Genomic DNA, 16,961 nt, shown 5'->3' with positions numbered 1-16,961 from the left:
ATAGGAATACTTCTGTATCACCATTTGAACTGCTAACGCCCGTTTTAGTTCTCTGGGATCGCGCTTGCTATCGATGAAATCGCTCAGAGCTGTTATTTCCACTTGACTGTTCTTTAACAACATCTATCTTCAAGTATATTCTTAACTCCTCTATTTTCACATATGATTCAGGATTGCTATATCTGGGAAGATATTCGAGAAAACAACTTTTATAATCAAACATTTTCATCCCTTGAACAGGTAGAAGATGTACTTTGCCAAGGCTTACTTGAACTTTCTTCTAATAGTGAGCGCCTGCGTTCAATGACTTTCTTCCCTCATCTTCAAATACTACCTCTGACCGCAACTTAGTATAAAAACTGCATCGGCGAGGATTGCTACACTTTTAATCGCTTTTTTGCGTCCATTAAGTTCTTGTCGCAGAATAGCTAGAGTGGAAGCAGAGGGTAAACTAACAATCTCATGGTTCACTATTAGCGGCGATGTAGTTGTGGCTTTACCTGGAATGGGCAAGGCGCTAAATGGCAAGTATTGTAAAGCTCCATCGCCAATGATAACTAACCTTTTCTGCCCTAGTTGCTCGGCTATGGGTGCTAGTAAAGTTTTGCTTAGGGGAATGCCTGCCGAGACTACTCGCTGCGGATTGTTTCTAGATTTGGGATCGGTTACAGTTTTGTAAAATTTCTTGGTAGCAACTTCAATTTCCGCCCGTTTGGGCAATTGATAGCTCTTGATGCCTGTTTTACTGACAACCCACAAATAGCTACGCTTTGTGCCTAAAGAGTATTCTAGTAGCAAAGTACGATCGTCAAGTAATTAAGTAATTGTTGAATTTTTGCGCCCGTTAAAGGTTGTGGTTGCGTTAGGGCAGCGTAGCGAGGGCTATTGGCATGGATTTGAGCTTGAATCGTTTGGTATTGGGCTATTAGGGCTGAGTTTTCTTGTTCTAAACTAACTAACTGTTGTTCTGTGTATTTGCCATTGACTAATTCTAGGCGGCGTTTTTCTAGCGCGTCAAGCTTTTGTTGTGCCGTTGATTCTTGCGCTAATAGCTTTGGTTCTACTCCTTGGCGGATGTCTGCGTTGGCTTCGTTCAAAAGTTCCACCAGAGCGCGGGCGCGATCGCGTTCGCTAATTTCTAATGCCAGAGCGTCATACCCTTTACCTGGTTGCTGGAGGTGCAACTACATCAGCAGATCGATGTAGAATTCGTAGTAATTTTGCACCGAATCTGTAGCAAAGAAAGAAGTACGCAGATCGGCACTTGTCACTTTGGTACGGATAGTTTCAACTATAGCGATCGCGTTTTGAATTGGCGCTTGAGCCGCGGTAAGATTGCCGCTATTTCTTTGGGTTTGAGCAATGTTGTAAAAAGTTTCAGCTTGATTTACGCGATCGCCCAATTTCTGCCACAAGCCTAGTTCCTGGTTGTAAACTGCTACTACTTTTTGCGCCTGGCGTACATCGTAACTCTTGCCTATATTACGCAGAGCGTTAGCTGCTTCTGACGGATTTCCTACTTCTTGGGCTAATGATAAGGCTTGATTGGAGAAATGTAGGGCTTTTTGGCGATCGCCTGCTGCTAAGTACACATTGCTAAGCAAATTAAGAGATTTAGCTGTTCTTAATTTACTTAATTGCTACTTTGGGCAATGTTTATTGAGTGTAGCGATTCCGTGGCATTTTCAGGTCTAGCTACCACTATCGATTCAGATAGTAGCAGAAGACCAACAGTTGTAGCTATAGTGCGATGAGCAAAATTTAAGGTCACTCTCATTTCAGCTATACTCAACCAATTCAAGCAATTTTGCCTAAATATATCAATAATAGTGATATTTTCTAATCAATATGCGATCGCACTTTTGGAGGTATGCGCTCGCCCTTTTAGTTTTAGCGTAGCCAGATTTTGATAGCTATGTTAGCTAAATACTCAGCACGGTTTTTGATTGCCTCTTCGTTCCAAATGTTTACCTTTTTTTGCTGGTAGTATTTATTCAAAGCTAAATTGCTGTTTTTTTGCAAATGAGAAGATTTTTCTTCAAATGGATTCAGAGTTATATCCTGTTAAGGTGAGATTCCCTAAAGTATGTAACCATTTTTTATGAAGATTGGCATGATTTTCTCCTAACATTATCTTCCATTCCTTATTTAAAGATTGAGGCATAATATGCTCAATGTTCAAACCTTCAGGAGCGACGCGCTCTTTACATAGAGATGCTTCTATACTTTCTAGTACCAGTTTTACCCTGTCATTGGAGCCTTTACTACTGTATAAAGATTTATTAACAAAAGCTTGACTAAACTCGTCATCATCTGGGTAACGCTGATTCTTATCAAAACTTACGAGTACAGTATGCAATCCATTAACTAAATTATCAGGCTCTTTCTGTTCTACTTGGTTATATAAATTATTAAAGACAATACCTAAAGATCTAGTTGGTACGTCTGCAAACCAACGACGGATGAAGTAAGATTCTAGATAACACAAAACTTTTTCAAAAGCTTCAAGCGATAGTTTTCCTTCTTCGTATTGATGATAAATATTTAATAGAAATATGTGACAAGTTGTAAAATCCAACCTTTTTAATCTCTCAAACCGTTTTTTTAGCTTAATTTCTGGTTCTTCATCGATGAAATTTAAACGCAGATAGTAGCTAGAAAATCTTATAATATTCTTTAATTCATTTTTAAATTCATCCGTACCGCTCAAATTATCAAAACGTTTTTTTATAGCTTTATAAACCTCTTTCTCATTAATATCCCTGCCATCTTTACGCAGGTAAAACCAGAATGCCTTTGTTAGTTCTCCCGCATATTCCTTATGACTAACGTTCTTTTTAAAACTTTCTTGAAGAAGTAGCCATTGATTGTTGTATATCTCATCTCTCTCTACAAGAGGCAATTTCATAAATATATAATTACGAACTAAATCTGCCTGAGTTAGATCTTCTCCTTTATTATTTAAGCTTTCAAAAATAAGATATGGATTGTCATTAGCATCGGTAGTAATATTCACCAACAATAAATTTTCTAAAAGTATAGTTTTAAATTTTACATAATCTAATTCAAACTCTTCATCAGGGTTTGGTTTTTTAAATTTTGCATCAAAGAATTTATAAGCTTCATATATCTGACCTTCTTTTTTTATATCCTTGGTTTTCTTACTTTGAATAATGTTTTTATACACATCACGGTCGTCCTGAGTGGGTAGTAATTTATAACAATCATCATCCTTCTTAAACTTATTGAGTAAATATAATTCCTCAACTTCCTTCGCAATGTTAGAATCAATTTTTTTAAGATAGGTTCGTAATACAGCTAAAACAATGGTAAGTGTCGTCAAACGTTGTTGTCCATCTATAACGACAAATGGGGATATTCCATCTGCTGTGCCAAATACTGACTGATACTAAGTTGCGCTCCGACATAGCAGCAGGGTTCCTGGGGTATAGCCACTTTTCCTGAATTAAGGATGATTTTTTAGAACGCAACTTGGTATGAGTTACAATTGGACCAAGAAAATAAGAGCCTTGTACTGCACCCGTGTAGAGACTCATTAAGTCTTCCCACAAAGTCTCCCAGTTCTCTTTTTTCCAAGAGTATGGTCTTTGAAAGAAGGGTATTTGAAACTGTTTACCACCTTCTAACAAATTTCGCAGACTGGTTTCTGATGCTTTCATATTTACTCCGTATATTCTTTCCTACATTAAGTTTTCCCAATTTCAGCATGGAAGTTACTATCACAGATTTATATTTCATAACTAAGAAACCAAATTTAGCTAGAGGAATAATTTAATAAAGTGTTTTGATGTAAGCCCCATAAAAATAAGTAGCCCTTTCTGGTTAGAGCGAAAGGACTACTAGAGAACAATAGATTTGTTTACAGACTAGATTAATAGGTATATTCTTGCAACGTTTGTTTCGTGTAAAGAAAACCCCCCTTTCCCACTTGGCATTAACGCAGCGTACCTGCTGGAATACCCAAAATTTCATCAATGCGAGGCATTTCTTCTAGGGGAATTACCCGCCCTTCGTCTTCAAAATTGGCAATTTGGTCGAAGTTGAGATAGCGGTACAAATTGCCAGCAAAAGGATTAATCTTGTTTGCTACAACCTCCATATATTCCTGTACTGTAGGAATCCGCCCTAACATTGCACAAACGGCGGCGAGTTCGGCCGAACCGAGGTAAACTTGCGCTCCTTTACCCATGCGATTGTTAAAGTTGCGCGTTGAAGTGGAAAATACGGTTGTTCCATCTCCTACCCGCGCCTGATTGCCCATACACAAGCTGCATCCAGGCATTTCTGTTCTCGCACCCGCCGCGCCAAAAGTGCTGTAAACTCCTTCTTCTTTCAGCTGATGTTCGTCCATCCGGGTTGGGGGACAAATCCACAGCCGAGTTTTGACAGGTGGTTCGCCTTCTAATACTTTCGCTGTAGCGCGGTAATGACCGATATTTGTCATGCAAGAACCAATAAATACTTCTTGCACTGCATCGCCTGCTACTTCTGATAGTAGTTTGACATTATCTGGATCATTGGGTGCGGCAACTATGGGTTCTTTAATCTCGTTCAAGTCAATCTCAATAATCTCTGCATACTCCGCATCGCTATCAGCTTCCATTAGTACCGGATTTGCTAACCACTGTTCCATCTTGGCAACGCGACGCATAATAGTACGGGCATCTTCATAACCCCGCGCTACCATATTTTTCATCAGTGCAATGTTAGAACGCAGATACTCGGAGACTGTCTCTATACTTAACTTAATCGTACATCCCGAACATGATCGCTCTGCCGTAGCATCAGTTAATTCAAAGGCTTGTTCTACCTTCAAATCGGGCAATCCTTCTATTTCCATAATCCGCCCGGAGAAGATATTTTTCTTGTTTTCCTTAGATACCGTTAACAAGCCTTTTTGAATCGCTATATAGGGAATCGCATTCACAATATCCCGCAATGTCACTCCTGACTGCAATTCACCCTTAAACCGGACTAATACCGATTCCGGCATATCCAAAGGCATCAATCCCAAAGCCCCAGCAAAGGCTACTAAACCCGAACCTGCTGGGAAAGAAATACCCAGGGGGAAACGGGTATGCGAGTCGCCACCAGTACCTACCGTATCGGGTAACAACATCCGATTAAGCCACGAGTGAATAATTCCATCCCCAGGACGCAAAGCAACGCCGCCGCGTTCTGCCATAAAATCGGGCAATTCATGATGGGTTTTAATATCTACAGGCTTGGGGTAAGCTGCGGTATGACAGAAGCTTTGCAGCACTAAATCCGCACTAAAACCAAGACAAGCAAGTTCTTTGAGTTCGTCGCGGGTCATTGGACCCGTAGTATCTTGAGAACCTACCGTAGTCATAATCGGTTCGCAAGATGTATCGGGGTGTACTCCTACTAAGCCGCACGCTTTACCTACCATTTTCTGAGCTAAGGTATAGCCTTTACCTGTATCTACAGGCGGGCGAGGGCGAATAAATATAGGGCTAGGTTCAATTCCTAACGCTGTTCTAATTTTGTCCGTCAAACTGCGTCCAATTAGTAGCGGGATACGCCCCCCAGCACGGACTTCATCAGCAATGCTATCGGGTTGGAGGTTGAAAGTTGAAATTACTTCCCCAGACTCGCTAGTAATTTCGCCTTTATAGGGATAAATAGTAATAATCATCCCGGTTTCCATCTGGGAAACGTCGCATTGAATCGGTAAGGCGCCAGAATCTTCCGCCGTATTAAAAAAGATCGGCGCGATCGCACTTCCCAATATATACCCACCAGAACGCTTATTTGGCACGTAAGGTATATCTTGCCCAATATGCCACAATACGGAATTTATCGCCGACTTGCGCGACGAACCAGTACCAACTACATCGCCTACATAGGCTACTGGATGACCTTTTTGCTTTAATTCCTTAATAATTTCTAACGCCCCTGGCATTTTTGATTCCAGCATTACTAAGGCGTGCATCGGAATATCTGGGCGGGTTGTAGCGTGAGGTGCGGGGGAAAGATCGTCGGTATTCGTTTCTCCTGGTACTTTAAATACCGTCACCGTAATCTTTTCGGGCAAAGGGGGACGACTTGTAAACCACTTAGCTTCTGCCCAAGCCTCAATTACTTGCTTGGCGTAAGGATTACTTTGGGCTAAGTCAAAAACATCGTGGAAGGCATCATAAACCAATACTGTATGACTAAGCGCTGTTACCGCCGCTTTTGCTATTTGCTCATTGTTAGAGGATAGCAAATCTACCAGACTTCGCACGTTATAACCGCCAAGCATGGTTCCCAATAACTCTATAGCATAGGTAGGCGTAACTAAGGGGCTACTAATTGCTCCCTTGGCAATTCCCGTCAAAAACCCAGCTTTTACATACGCCGCCGGATCTACTCCGGGGGAAATGCGATCACGCAATAAGTGTAATAATGCTTCTTCTTCCCCTAGTGGCGGTGCTTGCAATAGTTCGCACAACTGCGAAGTCTGCGCCGCATCTAAAGGTAAGGGGGGAATGTTTAATGCTGCCCTTTCGGCGGTATGTTGGCGATATTCTTCAAGCATTCTAATTAGTCCTCTCTTTAATGTTTGTTTCTACTGCCAGATTAGCGCTGCTGCGGACATGATTGCGGTTAGTCATGATACGCCTTTTTGTATTCCCTTTAAAACTAAAATTCCTAAGCTGTGTATATGAATGCGATCGCGGTACAATTACTTTTTAAAGCTGTAAGGGCGCTACTCTTAATTGTTTTTATATGCCTCAAACTTACACTGTTCAAATTCTCCACGCAGGTACAACTCACACTATCCAAGTGCCAGAAGACCAAATTATTCTTAAAGCTGCGGATGCTGCGGGTTTGGAGTTGCCAAGTTCTTGTAATGCTGGCGTTTGTACTACCTGTGCTGCCCAAATTCTAGAGGGAAGTGTGGAACAAAGCGAAGGAATGGGTATTAGTCCCGAACTCCAACAACAAGGCTATGCTTTACTTTGCGTCTCTTATCCTCGTTCTGACTTAAAAATTGAGACGGAAAAAGAAGATCGAGTTTATCATTTACAATTTGGTCAGTTCCAACAATAGCTGTAAGAAACTTTTTGATCATGACTACCCACTTCATCACCGCCGAAATTAACCTAGAAGAAACCCCCGCTCAATTGCACACCGCCATTGAATTACAGTTGGCAAAACAGGGAGAACCTCTGCGCTGGGCGGTTACGGCGGTAAATATCCAAGAGCAAACTGCTACTGTTGAAGCCGTTGTTACTATAGAATCACCATCCGCGTGAATCAACACCCTTACACTGTTGTCTTAATTATACCAACTGGGATTGGAGCCGCGATCGGTGGTTATGCGGGGGATGCTTTGCCCGTTGCTCGTGCCGTTGCTTCGGTATGCGATCGCCTCATTACTCACCCCAATGTCCTAAATGGCGCTCAACTCTACTGGTCTATGCCTAATGCTTTTTATGTAGAAGGTTACGGGCTTGACAAGTTTGCTTCTTCCTGCTGGGGCTTGCGCCCAGTGCGCCAAAATCGAATTGGGTTAATTCTCGATCGGGGAATCGAGCCAGATTTGCAAGTTCGACAACTCCAAGCTGCCGAAGCCGCGAGAGCAACTTTAGGACTATCTCTAACGGATTACGTAATTACCGACACTCCCCTAAACGTAGAATTACGTAGCTCGGCATCGGGGGCAAGTTGGGGAACTCTAAAAAATCCCGATAGTTTGTTACGAGCGGCAAAAACTTTGATTGATATCGGAGCAGAAGCGATCGCCGTTGTGGCTCGTTTCCCCGATGATATTGATAGCGTTGCTTTAGAACAATATCGCTACGGGCAAGGGGTAGACCCCTTAGCTGGTGCGGAAGCGGTCATTAGTCACTTGGTAGTGCGAAGCTTCAAAATTCCTTGCGCCCACGCTCCTGCTTTATTACCACTACCGCTAGATCCTCATATATCTCCGCGATCGGCAGCAGAAGAATTAGGCTATACCTTCTTACCGAGCGTGCTTGTAGGTTTGAGTCGCGCGCCTAGTTTTGTCACTGCATCTTTGCCTAACGATATTTGGGCAAAGGAAGTTGATGCTGTAGTAGTACCAGCAACAGCTTGCGGAGGTAGCGCTATTTTAAGTTTTAGTAATAGTAATACTCAAATAATTACTGTGAGCGACAATCATACCCAAATGCTTGTTTCCGCAGCACCACTAGGCATTAAGGCAATTCAAGTAAGTTCATACTTAGAAGCTTTGGGGGTTTTAGTAGCTCATAAAGCAGGTATAAATTTTGCCAGTTTTACCCCTACTATTTCACCCTTAAATTGCTTGTCAATAATGTAAAAACTAATCTTAAGTTGTACTCCCCCCAATTTCAATCTTAGATACTAAATATTAAGCCCAGTTTGCTAAAAATAACGGCAGTTTAAAAAATGTCTTCCATCACCTTAGAAATTCTGCTCCTTTTCCTACTGATCGTTGCTAATGGGATATTTTCTATGTCGGAAATGGCAATTATTTCCTCCCGGAAGGCAAGACTGCAAAACATGGCAAACCAAGGCAATAAAAAAGCACGAGTTGCTCTGGAACTCGCCGAAGCCCCAAATAGGTTTTTGTCTACAGTCCAAATAGGTATTACCTTAATTGGCATTCTAGCGGGTGCTTTTGGGGCCGCAACTATTTCGGCAAGCCTAGCAGAAAATCTAGATCGAATTCCTTTATTAGCACCCTACAGTCAAGGGCTATCTTTTGGCATTGTGGTAATGATCATTACTTACCTATCCTTGATTGTGGGCGAACTTGTGCCTAAACGCCTAGCCTTGAATAATCCGGAAGTAATTGCGGCTACCGTAGCAATACCAATGCGAGCGATCGCTGCTTTTGCATCCCCTGTAGTTCATCTACTCAGCGCTTCTACGGATTTAGTATTGCGGATCATTGGTATAGGTCCTTCTACAGACCCCCAAGTTACTGAAGAAGAAATCAAAGTCTTGATCGAGCAAGGTACGGAAGCTGGGACGTTCGAAGAAGCCGAACAAGACATGGTTGAGCGAGTTTTTAGATTAGGCGATCGCCCAGTTAGTGCTTTGATGACACCGCGCCCGGATATTGTCTGGCTAGATTTGGAAGATTCGGTAGAGGAAAATCGCAAAAAGATGATGGATAGTGCCAATTCTCGCTTTCCTGTTTGCCAAGGTGGTTTAGATAACGTACTAGGTATTATGCCTGTTACAGACTTATTAGCCCGCAGTTTGTCGGGGGAAGCGTTGGACTTGACAGTTTCTTTGCGCCAGCCTGTATTTGTTCCTGAAAGTACCCGTGGCTTGAAAGTGCTGGAGTTATTTAAACAAACCGGGACTCATATGGCACTGGTAGTAGATGAATACGGCGTAATTCAAGGCTTAGTTACTTTAAATGACATCCTTGTCGAAATTGTTGGCGATGTTCCTTCTGCCGACGAATTAGAAGATCCGCAAGCAGTACAACGGGAAGATGGTTCTTGGCTATTAGATGGAATGCTCCCGGTAGATGAATTTTTTAAGATTTTTGGTGTAAACGACTTTCAAGGCGAACATCGCGGTAGCTATCAAACCCTAGGCGGTTTTGTGATTACCCATTTAGGGCGCATCCCCAACGCCGCCGATCATTTTGAATGGGATGGGATGCGGTTTGAGGTGATGGATATGGATGGCAATCGTGTCGATAAAGTTTTGGTAGTACCAGCGCAAAAGCCCTCAGATTTACATTCATCAGATTGACTGGGAACTAACTTTATATTCCTTCAGTAAAATTACTAGGTTGCCGTCCTGAGATTAGACTTGTATCCTCAACATAACTTTATGTTTTTTTCCGTAAAGCTACTGTGTCCCTATAGCTATTAATCCTGGTATTAATTAGTTATGGAAGTTCAAGCGCCAGAAAGTAAAAAATTATTTCTCGAACTCGCTGCTTCTACTCAGAAAAACTAAACTAAAAGTTTACTGATTTTTATATATTTTTTGTCCGCTAGTCATATTGCAACCTAACCAAAGTTAACAAACTTATCATGAATACCTCAGTTTCTAACGCTAATAAAACTTCAAACTGCCAGTCCATTGATATTAATGTTTGGTTAGAAAAAGGTAACGACCTTGCAAATTCAGGCTGCTACGAAGAAGCTCTCAACAACCTCGATCGAGCAGTAGCAACTCAGCCCAAGAACAATGCAGCTTGGGTACTACGAGGTGTAGTGTTAATTCATCTCAACCGTTACTTGGATGCACTCAATAGCTGCGATCGCGCTTTGGAAATTGATAACAGCGACAGCCAAGCTTGGTTGTTTCGCGGTGCAGCCTTAAATCACTTGGGTCGTTACAAAGAGTGTTATGTCAGCTACGATAAATCTTTAGGAATTGAGCGACCAACCCTACGCCAAAGACTGAGCCTCAAACTTAAAGCATTATGGCAGGGTTCTTCAGAGACAAAAGCAACTCAAATTGGTAGTATTTCTCCTCAAGCATAAACATTTTTTGCAGCAATAATCAAACATCAAAACCTATCCCTTTCTGGATTCAGAAAGGGATATTTGTAATTTGAGGGCAAACTTACTAAAAATATTTTTATTATTTGCTAAAGGTGTGTATTTTCATCTCAAATTGGGCAAACTAGGCTTACACATCGCAAAAATACTAAAAAACCGTGGCAGAGAGTGAAAAAGACAAAGCTAAGCATTTACTGGTGATTGAAGATAATCGAGGCAAACGCACAATTAGTTTAGAAGCCGATAGCTATTCAATTGGTCGTAATGCCACTAATTCAATAGTGCTTCACTCTCACCTAGTATCAAGGCAACACGCTATTTTGGTGAAAGTAAAAGAGCAGCCGCACTTGTTTCGACTGGTGGACGGTAATTTGCAGGGTATTCGGAGTACGAACGGCTTAATAATCAATGGTCAACATTGCTTTGAACACGAACTTAGCCATGAAGATGAAATTGTTTTTGCCGATGATGTTAAAGCTTGGTATTACGCAACAGAAGATTATTTAGCGATCGCCCCAGAGGATAGGAAAAAAGAGATCGCCCTAGAACCCGCTAAAAATACCCTGATCGGTTTGGAAAGGGAAATAGCAAATCACAGCGATGCCGCACTGCTCAAATTAGCAGCTTTTCCCGAACCGCTCGCAAGTCCAATTATTGAAATCGATTTAGCTGGAAATATTACTTATATCAATCCCTCAGCCTTGACGCAGTTTCCAGACATCAAAGCCACTAAGCTGCAACATCCACTGTTAGAGGAAATAGTGCCAATGGTCAGAAATGGTCAAGAGACATTTTTTGTCCGGGAAATAGAAATTGGCAGCAAGATATTTTCTCAATCGGTGCATTATGTTGCAGTTAGCGATCTAATTAGAAACTACATCGTTGATATTACTGAGAACAAGCAGACTGAACTTGCTTTGCGCGAAAGCGAAGCCAAAAATCGCGCTTTATTAAGTGCAATTCCCGATTCGATGCTGCGAATTGACAAAGATGGCAATTGTTTAGATTACTTACCTGCAAAAACTAGCTACGAGCCATCAAATAATAGTGACAATAAGTGCGTAATTTTGCCCCCAGAAGTAATAGCTCAGAGGACGCACTATGTAAGTCTAGCCTTGCAAACTGGGAAGACTCAAGTTTTTGAGTATCAACTTCTAGTTGAAGATGCTATCCGCCATCATGAAGCAAGAATTGTTGTCAATGGCGAAAATGAAGCTTTGGTAATTGTGCGCGATATTAGCGATCGCTTTTTTGCCGAAGCTGAACTAAAACGAGCCAGAGATGAGTTAGAGCTTCGTGTTGAAGAACGTACCAAGGAACTACGAAACGCGAACAACTTACTGCGTAAAGAGATCAATACTCGCCACAAAGCTGAAAAAGAAGTTCGTTTTCTCCAAACTATGACCCAAGCAATTGGAGAATCAGCAAATTTTCACTCGGCTTTGGGAGTAGCGCTGGGTCTAGTGTGCGACTTCACGGGTTGGGCATTTGGGGAAGCGTGGATACCCAAAAATGGATTGCTTGAATACAGCCCTGCTTGGTACAGAAATACTCAAAGTCTCGATCATTTTAGACTGGAAAGCGAAAAGCTCACATTTTCACCGGGGGTAGGATTGCCAGGAAGGGTTTGGTTATCCCAGCAGCCCGAATGGATGCAAAATGTTTCTACCGCCGCAGACACGGCTTTTTTACGCAAACATTGCGCCCTAGAAGTTGGTTTCAAGTCTGGTCTAGCTATTCCGATTGTGGCAAGCGATCGCGTATTAGCAGTGTTGGTATTTTTTATGTTTACCGCCGGACACGAAGATCAGCACCTAGTCAAATTGGTTTCTACAGTAGCGACTCAGTTAGGCGCATTAATCCAACGCAAGCAAGTAGAAGCGGCGCTATCAGATAGCGAGGAGCGCTTTCGGTTATTAGTTGAGGGCGTAAAAGATTATGCTATTTTTATGCTCGATCCAGAAGGAAATATTATTAGTTGGAATACTGGAGCCGAAAGAATTAAGGGATATAAGTCAACAGAAATTTTAGGAATGCCGTTTTCTTGTTTTTATACAGAAGAAGATAGAGCCATCGGCAAGCCTGAATACTTACTATACCTGGCTCAAGAGAACGGTCATGTTGAAGATGAAGGCTGGCGGGTATGTAAAGATGGTGGGCAAATTTGGGTTGATGCCATCATCACTGCCTTAAAAGACCAAAATGGACAACTGCGTGGTTTTTCTAAAGTGGTACGCAATATTACAGAAACTAGGCGCAGTCAACAAGCTTTGCAAGAGAGCGAACAGCGTTTGCAGGCAATATTAGACAACTCTACGGCTTTGATTTATGTTAAAGACCTCAAAGGTCAATACATTACAATCAATGCTTGGTTTGGCATCCTTTTTAATGTGGACAGGGAAGATGTCAAAGGTAAAACTGATTACGATATCTTTCCTAAAGAAATTGCTGATACCTTCCGGGCAAACGATTTAAAAGTCATAGAAACTAAAAGCCCTCTAGATTGGGAAGAAATTGCCCCCCATGATGACGGATTGCATACCTATCTTTCAATCAAATTTCCCCTCTTTGACGCGATGGGGGAAATATATGCCGTCTGTGGTATTTCTACCGACATTAGCGAACGCAAGCAGGTAGAGAATGCCCTAAATTCAAGTTTAGCTACAAATAGAGCTTTGCTCGATGCCATCCCCGATTCCATGTTGCGCATCAGTTCTGGAGGTGTTTTTGTTAACTTCAAAGCTGTAAAAAACAATCGTCTACCTTTACAGACTCAAGAGTTTTTAGGCAAAAGCTTGTGCGAGGTACTTCCTGCGGCGGTAGCTAAGCCGATGATGGATTGCGTGCAGTTGGCTCTTACTACCAAAAATATACAAATTCTTGAATATCAGTTGTTGTTAGATGACAATCTTTTGGACTACGAGGCGCGAATTGCATTTAGTACAGAAAATGAAGTAATGGCAATTATTCGCGATATTACTGAACGCAAGCGAGTAGAAGCAGATATTCGCAATGCCTTAGAAAAGGAAAAAGAACTCAACGAACTCAAGTCTCGTTTTGTAACGATGGCATCTCATGAGTTTCGCACTCCTTTAGCGACGATTTTGTCTTCCAGCGAGTTACTGGAATATTACAGCCATAAATGGAGCGATGATAAAAAAGTCAAGCACCAGCAGCGCATTCAATCTAGCGTTAAACACATGACTAATTTGCTGGATGATGTGCTACTAATTGGCAAAGCTGAAGCTGGAAAATTAGAATTTCAACCAAAACTATTAGACATCATCCAATTTTGCCGCGACTTAGTAGAAGAAGTCCAAGTTACGATCCAAACCCATACTATTAATTTTTGCATTCAAGAGCAATTAGATAAAATTGATGGGCTGATCGATGAAAAACTGCTCCGGCAGATCATAACTAATTTGCTCACAAATGCGGTGAAGTATTCGCCGCAAGGCAAGGAAGTAAATTTTAATTTAATTTGCGATCGCACATCGGCAGTTTTTTTGATTCAAGATCGAGGAATTGGCATCTCGCCAGAAGACAGGCAAAAGCTGTATGAGTCCTTTCATCGCGGCAAGAATGTGAGCAACATTCCCGGTACGGGGCTAGGACTTGCGATCGTCAAAAAGTCTGTGGATTTACATGGAGGAACAATTACAGTGCAAAGCCAATTAGAAGTTGGCACAACGTTTACAGTTACATTGCCATTAAGTTAATAAGTATAAACAAATGAAAAAAATTTTAGTGATTGAAGACGAGCCAGCAGTAAGAGCAAATATTTTAGAATTGCTCGAAGCAGAAGATTTTGATGCAGTTGGGGCTGAAAATGGGTTTATGGGGGCAATGTGGGCGCAGGAATATCAACCAGACTTGATTATCTGTGATGTGATGATGCCAGAAGTTGACGGCTATGAAGTGCTAGGGGCTTTGCGTCAAGTGCCAGCAACCGCAACAATTCCGTTTATTTTCCTGACAGCTATGGTAGACAAAGCTGATATTCGTCAAGGTATGGATTTAGGAGCCGATGACTACCTAACTAAGCCCTTTACAAGAGTAGAATTATTAGGAGCCATTGCTTCGCGCCTCAACAAACGAGAAGTGGTGATGAAGCAGTATCAAACCGAACGCGAACAAGCGGCAAGCTTACACAAAAAAGTGCTGGAACTACAGCAGTATGTAGACAGCCAAGGGGAAGTTTTACAGCAGCTACAGCAAGAAGTACGCCATGCAATGCCTAAACTAAGTATGGCAATGGGCTTACTTCAAGGTATGGAAGGGGGAATACAACGCGATCGCTATGTGGAGATTTTGCAAAAATCTTGTCAAGCTGAAATTTCTTTACTTAACCAAATGCCCCACTTGCAAAATTTTCTGGAACCAGAAACTCTCCTGCTCTTGCAAAAACTGAATTTACTTGAGACTAATTCACCATCGGCGGGGGCTGACTACTAATTTGTATCAGTAGTTTTCTTGCTTTAAGTTTTGCTGTGAACTTTCTTTCGAATGCCTGACTTAATGCTTAAATTAGTCAGGCTTTTTGGATTTTAAAGGTGCAATTTGTTAAAGTGCGATCGCTCAATTGTTGCAATTCAAACTGCTGGAGAGTATGCTATGACACCAACTAACGCTCCAGTTTCAGTAAAGAATACCGTCTGTTGCCCAACAACTATCTTTCTTTAATTGCTCGAATTGCGATCGCCGGAAGAATCAAAAGTTACTGTACCAATTCTTTAATAGTTAAGTTTTGGGCTAATTTGACGATTAAAATAATCGCACTTTTCTATTCAAACTTTAGCAATTATTTGTTCTCTCATATGCTCAACTAGCTGATGCAAATTACCTGTATTGAGGCGATAACTCAAGGGATGGGCAATTAGCCGTGCCGTACTAATAAACAAAGTTTCAATCTCAATTAAGCCATTTTCTTGTAAAGTCCGTCCGGTAGAAACTAAGTCAACAATCGCTTCTGACATTCCGGTAATTGGTCCTAATTCTACCGAACCATAAAGCGGCACAATTTCTACAGGCAAATCTAAGCTATCAAAGTAGTCTTTGGCACAGTTGACAAACTTGGATGCAACGCGACCATGAGGCGGTAATTCTAAAGCCGAGCGGTACTGGCTGGACTGCCTAACCGCCACCGATAGCCGACAAAGCCCAAATTCCAAATCGATTAAATTAGCAACTTGCGGCTGTTTTTCTTGCAGCACATCGTAACCCACAATGCCTAGTTGCGCTTGACCGTATTCTACATATACCGGAACATCTTGCGCTCGAACCAGTAAGGCTTTTGCGCTTCCAGTGGGATCAGAAATTTGCAACTGTCTATTCGTGGAGTCGAGAAAAGCACTAAAATCTAGTCCTACAGATTGCAATAAACGGATGCTATCTTTTAAAAGTGCGCCCTTGGGCAATGCAACAGTAAGCATAATTAAGAATTAGTATATTTAAGCGTCGGGCATAATAATAGCCCAAATGCGATCGCACTTCGACAAACTCAGTGACCGCCTAGGAAATGCAAATACTGCTAGTTGATGATGAAGTTGAATTGACAGATCCCCTCAGTCGAGTGTTAAAGCGCGAAGGTTACAGTGTAGATGTAGCCTATGATGGTGCAGCCGGGAGCGAACTTGCCGCCAAAAGCGGGTATGACTTACTAATTTTAGATTGGATGCTACCCCACAAAACTGGATTAGAGATTTGCCAGCAGGTGCGTCGGGCGGGACAAGCAACACCCGTATTGTTTCTTACAGCTAAAGATACGATAGACGATCGCGTGCAAGGATTGGATGCAGGCGCAGATGATTATTTAGTGAAGCCTTTTGAACTAAGAGAATTATTAGCACGAGTGCGCGCGTTGTTGCGTCGTTCGGCTGCTGACAGTGCGATCGCACACTCCCAACGGCTAAAAGTGGCAGATTTGGAGTTAGATTGTGAGAACCAGCTAAGCTATCGCCCAGGGCGCACTATTGAGCTATCGGAAAAAGAAACTCAACTATTGGCGTATTTAATTGAAAATAGTGGTCAATTACTAACTCACGCTCAGATTTATCAGTATTTATGGTCTGATGGTGGCGAACAACCTAGCAGCAATGTGTTAGCAGCTTTAATTCGCCTGTTGCGCCGCAAAATTGAAGCCCCAGGAGAAACTCAATTAATTCATACGGTGTATGGTAAAGGCTATCGCTTTGGTGAGAATAGCTAGGTTAAATGAGGTCGCATTTATCTCACTTACTCAATACTTGGGTTTGGTTAAATAGTGCGATCGCGTTTTAGAGGAGGTCTAAGAAGTATAAATTCATGCCAGTTTACGCAGCAAAGTACGTAAGCTGGCGGAGTACATGAATGCTTCTTTAGTTGCTGGCAAATACTCCTAATCCTGACTCCACCGTCGATAGCGTCCTAACCAGCCCAGCGTCTGCTCTATCTGTAGCCGAAATATAGAGA

General features: G+C 42.0%; 15 protein-coding genes. 8 read left to right on the top strand and 7 right to left on the bottom strand.

Features of this window, described 5'->3' with window-relative positions; genetic code table 11:
- Positions 1–330: 330 nt before the first annotated feature.
- The 6 genes from AC2VE5_RS05820 to acnB form a co-directional block, all read right to left on the bottom strand.
- On the bottom strand, positions 331–798 hold the full coding sequence (locus tag AC2VE5_RS05820) for a CHAT domain-containing protein (RefSeq protein ID WP_486886831.1): 468 nt from the start codon (positions 796–798) through the stop codon (positions 331–333).
- Positions 789–1,184, bottom strand: a complete 396-nt coding sequence (locus tag AC2VE5_RS05815; RefSeq protein WP_486886830.1) for a hypothetical protein — start codon at positions 1,182–1,184, stop codon at positions 789–791. The genes AC2VE5_RS05820 and AC2VE5_RS05815 overlap by 10 nt, the downstream gene beginning before the upstream one ends.
- Positions 1,185–1,592: a hypothetical protein gene (locus AC2VE5_RS05810; protein WP_486886829.1), complete on the bottom strand. Its 408-nt coding sequence runs from the start codon at positions 1,590–1,592 to the stop codon at positions 1,185–1,187.
- Positions 1,593–2,038: 446 nt separating this feature from the next.
- Positions 2,039–3,343 (bottom strand): HNH endonuclease family protein, encoded by a 1,305-nt coding sequence (locus tag AC2VE5_RS05805; protein WP_486886828.1) that lies wholly within the window; start codon positions 3,341–3,343, stop codon positions 2,039–2,041.
- A complete protein-coding gene (locus tag AC2VE5_RS05800) occupies positions 3,297–3,680 on the bottom strand; it encodes a DUF262 domain-containing protein (RefSeq protein WP_486886827.1) in 384 nt (127 codons plus the stop codon). The genes AC2VE5_RS05805 and AC2VE5_RS05800 overlap by 47 nt, the downstream gene beginning before the upstream one ends.
- 275 nt (positions 3,681–3,955) lie before the next feature.
- The gene (gene acnB, locus AC2VE5_RS05795; protein WP_486886826.1) at positions 3,956–6,565 is read right to left on the bottom strand and encodes a bifunctional aconitate hydratase 2/2-methylisocitrate dehydratase; all 2,610 of its coding nucleotides are present in this window, start codon (positions 6,563–6,565) and stop codon (positions 3,956–3,958) included.
- A 191-nt stretch (positions 6,566–6,756) separates the two neighbouring features.
- Here acnB and AC2VE5_RS05790 point away from each other — a divergent pair, with 191 nt between their 5' ends.
- The 7 genes from AC2VE5_RS05790 to AC2VE5_RS05760 all read left to right on the top strand — a co-directional run bounded on the left by AC2VE5_RS05790 (position 6,757) and on the right by AC2VE5_RS05760 (position 14,966).
- A complete protein-coding gene (locus AC2VE5_RS05790; protein WP_486886825.1) occupies positions 6,757–7,080 on the top strand; it encodes a 2Fe-2S iron-sulfur cluster-binding protein in 324 nt (107 codons plus the stop codon).
- A gap of 20 nt (positions 7,081–7,100) precedes the next feature.
- Positions 7,101–7,286: a hypothetical protein gene (locus AC2VE5_RS05785; RefSeq protein WP_486886824.1), complete on the top strand. Its 186-nt coding sequence runs from the start codon at positions 7,101–7,103 to the stop codon at positions 7,284–7,286.
- Positions 7,283–8,335: a DUF3326 domain-containing protein gene (locus AC2VE5_RS05780; RefSeq protein ID WP_486886823.1), complete on the top strand. Its 1,053-nt coding sequence runs from the start codon at positions 7,283–7,285 to the stop codon at positions 8,333–8,335. The genes AC2VE5_RS05785 and AC2VE5_RS05780 overlap by 4 nt, the downstream gene beginning before the upstream one ends.
- An 89-nt stretch (positions 8,336–8,424) precedes the next feature.
- Complete coding sequence (locus AC2VE5_RS05775; RefSeq protein WP_486886822.1) at positions 8,425–9,750, top strand: hemolysin family protein; 1,326 nt, start codon at positions 8,425–8,427, stop codon at positions 9,748–9,750.
- A gap of 287 nt (positions 9,751–10,037) precedes the next feature.
- Positions 10,038–10,493 (top strand): tetratricopeptide repeat protein, encoded by a 456-nt coding sequence (locus AC2VE5_RS05770; protein ID WP_486886821.1) that lies wholly within the window; start codon positions 10,038–10,040, stop codon positions 10,491–10,493.
- A gap of 176 nt (positions 10,494–10,669) precedes the next feature.
- Positions 10,670–14,230, top strand: a complete 3,561-nt coding sequence (locus tag AC2VE5_RS05765) for a PAS domain S-box protein (protein ID WP_486886820.1) — start codon at positions 10,670–10,672, stop codon at positions 14,228–14,230.
- 13 nt (positions 14,231–14,243) lie between these two features.
- Entirely contained in the window at positions 14,244–14,966 is a 723-nt protein-coding gene (locus AC2VE5_RS05760) for a response regulator transcription factor (RefSeq protein WP_486886819.1), read from the top strand.
- A gap of 332 nt (positions 14,967–15,298) precedes the next feature.
- Here AC2VE5_RS05760 and hisG read toward each other — a convergent pair whose 3' ends face one another.
- Positions 15,299–15,943 (bottom strand): ATP phosphoribosyltransferase, encoded by a 645-nt coding sequence (gene hisG / locus AC2VE5_RS05755; RefSeq protein ID WP_486886818.1) that lies wholly within the window; start codon positions 15,941–15,943, stop codon positions 15,299–15,301.
- A gap of 86 nt (positions 15,944–16,029) precedes the next feature.
- Between hisG and AC2VE5_RS05750 the strand changes: the two genes are divergently transcribed.
- Positions 16,030–16,719, top strand: a complete 690-nt coding sequence (locus tag AC2VE5_RS05750; RefSeq protein WP_486886817.1) for a response regulator transcription factor — start codon at positions 16,030–16,032, stop codon at positions 16,717–16,719.
- Positions 16,720–16,961 lie beyond the last annotated feature (242 nt).

This window comes from Aliterella sp. E5.1 (assembly GCF_057473825.1).
Note: the sequence above shows the minus strand (reverse complement) of the source record. Positions and strands in the feature narration are given on the sequence as shown.

Excerpts from the sequence above, each read along its gene's own strand:
- AC2VE5_RS05800 (WP_486886827.1), bottom strand. The coding sequence starts at position 3,680 with ATGAAAGCATCAGAAACCAGTCTGCGAAATTTGTTAGAAGGTGGTAAA.
- acnB (WP_486886826.1), bottom strand. The coding sequence starts at position 6,565 with ATGCTTGAAGAATATCGCCAACATACCGCCGAAAGGGCAGCATTAAAC.
- AC2VE5_RS05790 (WP_486886825.1), top strand. The coding sequence starts at position 6,757 with ATGCCTCAAACTTACACTGTTCAAATTCTCCACGCAGGTACAACTCAC.
- AC2VE5_RS05785 (WP_486886824.1), top strand. The coding sequence starts at position 7,101 with ATGACTACCCACTTCATCACCGCCGAAATTAACCTAGAAGAAACCCCC.
- AC2VE5_RS05775 (WP_486886822.1), top strand. The coding sequence starts at position 8,425 with ATGTCTTCCATCACCTTAGAAATTCTGCTCCTTTTCCTACTGATCGTT.
- AC2VE5_RS05770 (WP_486886821.1), top strand. The coding sequence starts at position 10,038 with ATGAATACCTCAGTTTCTAACGCTAATAAAACTTCAAACTGCCAGTCC.
- AC2VE5_RS05760 (WP_486886819.1), top strand. The coding sequence starts at position 14,244 with ATGAAAAAAATTTTAGTGATTGAAGACGAGCCAGCAGTAAGAGCAAAT.
- hisG (WP_486886818.1), bottom strand. The coding sequence starts at position 15,943 with ATGCTTACTGTTGCATTGCCCAAGGGCGCACTTTTAAAAGATAGCATC.
- AC2VE5_RS05750 (WP_486886817.1), top strand. The coding sequence starts at position 16,030 with ATGCAAATACTGCTAGTTGATGATGAAGTTGAATTGACAGATCCCCTC.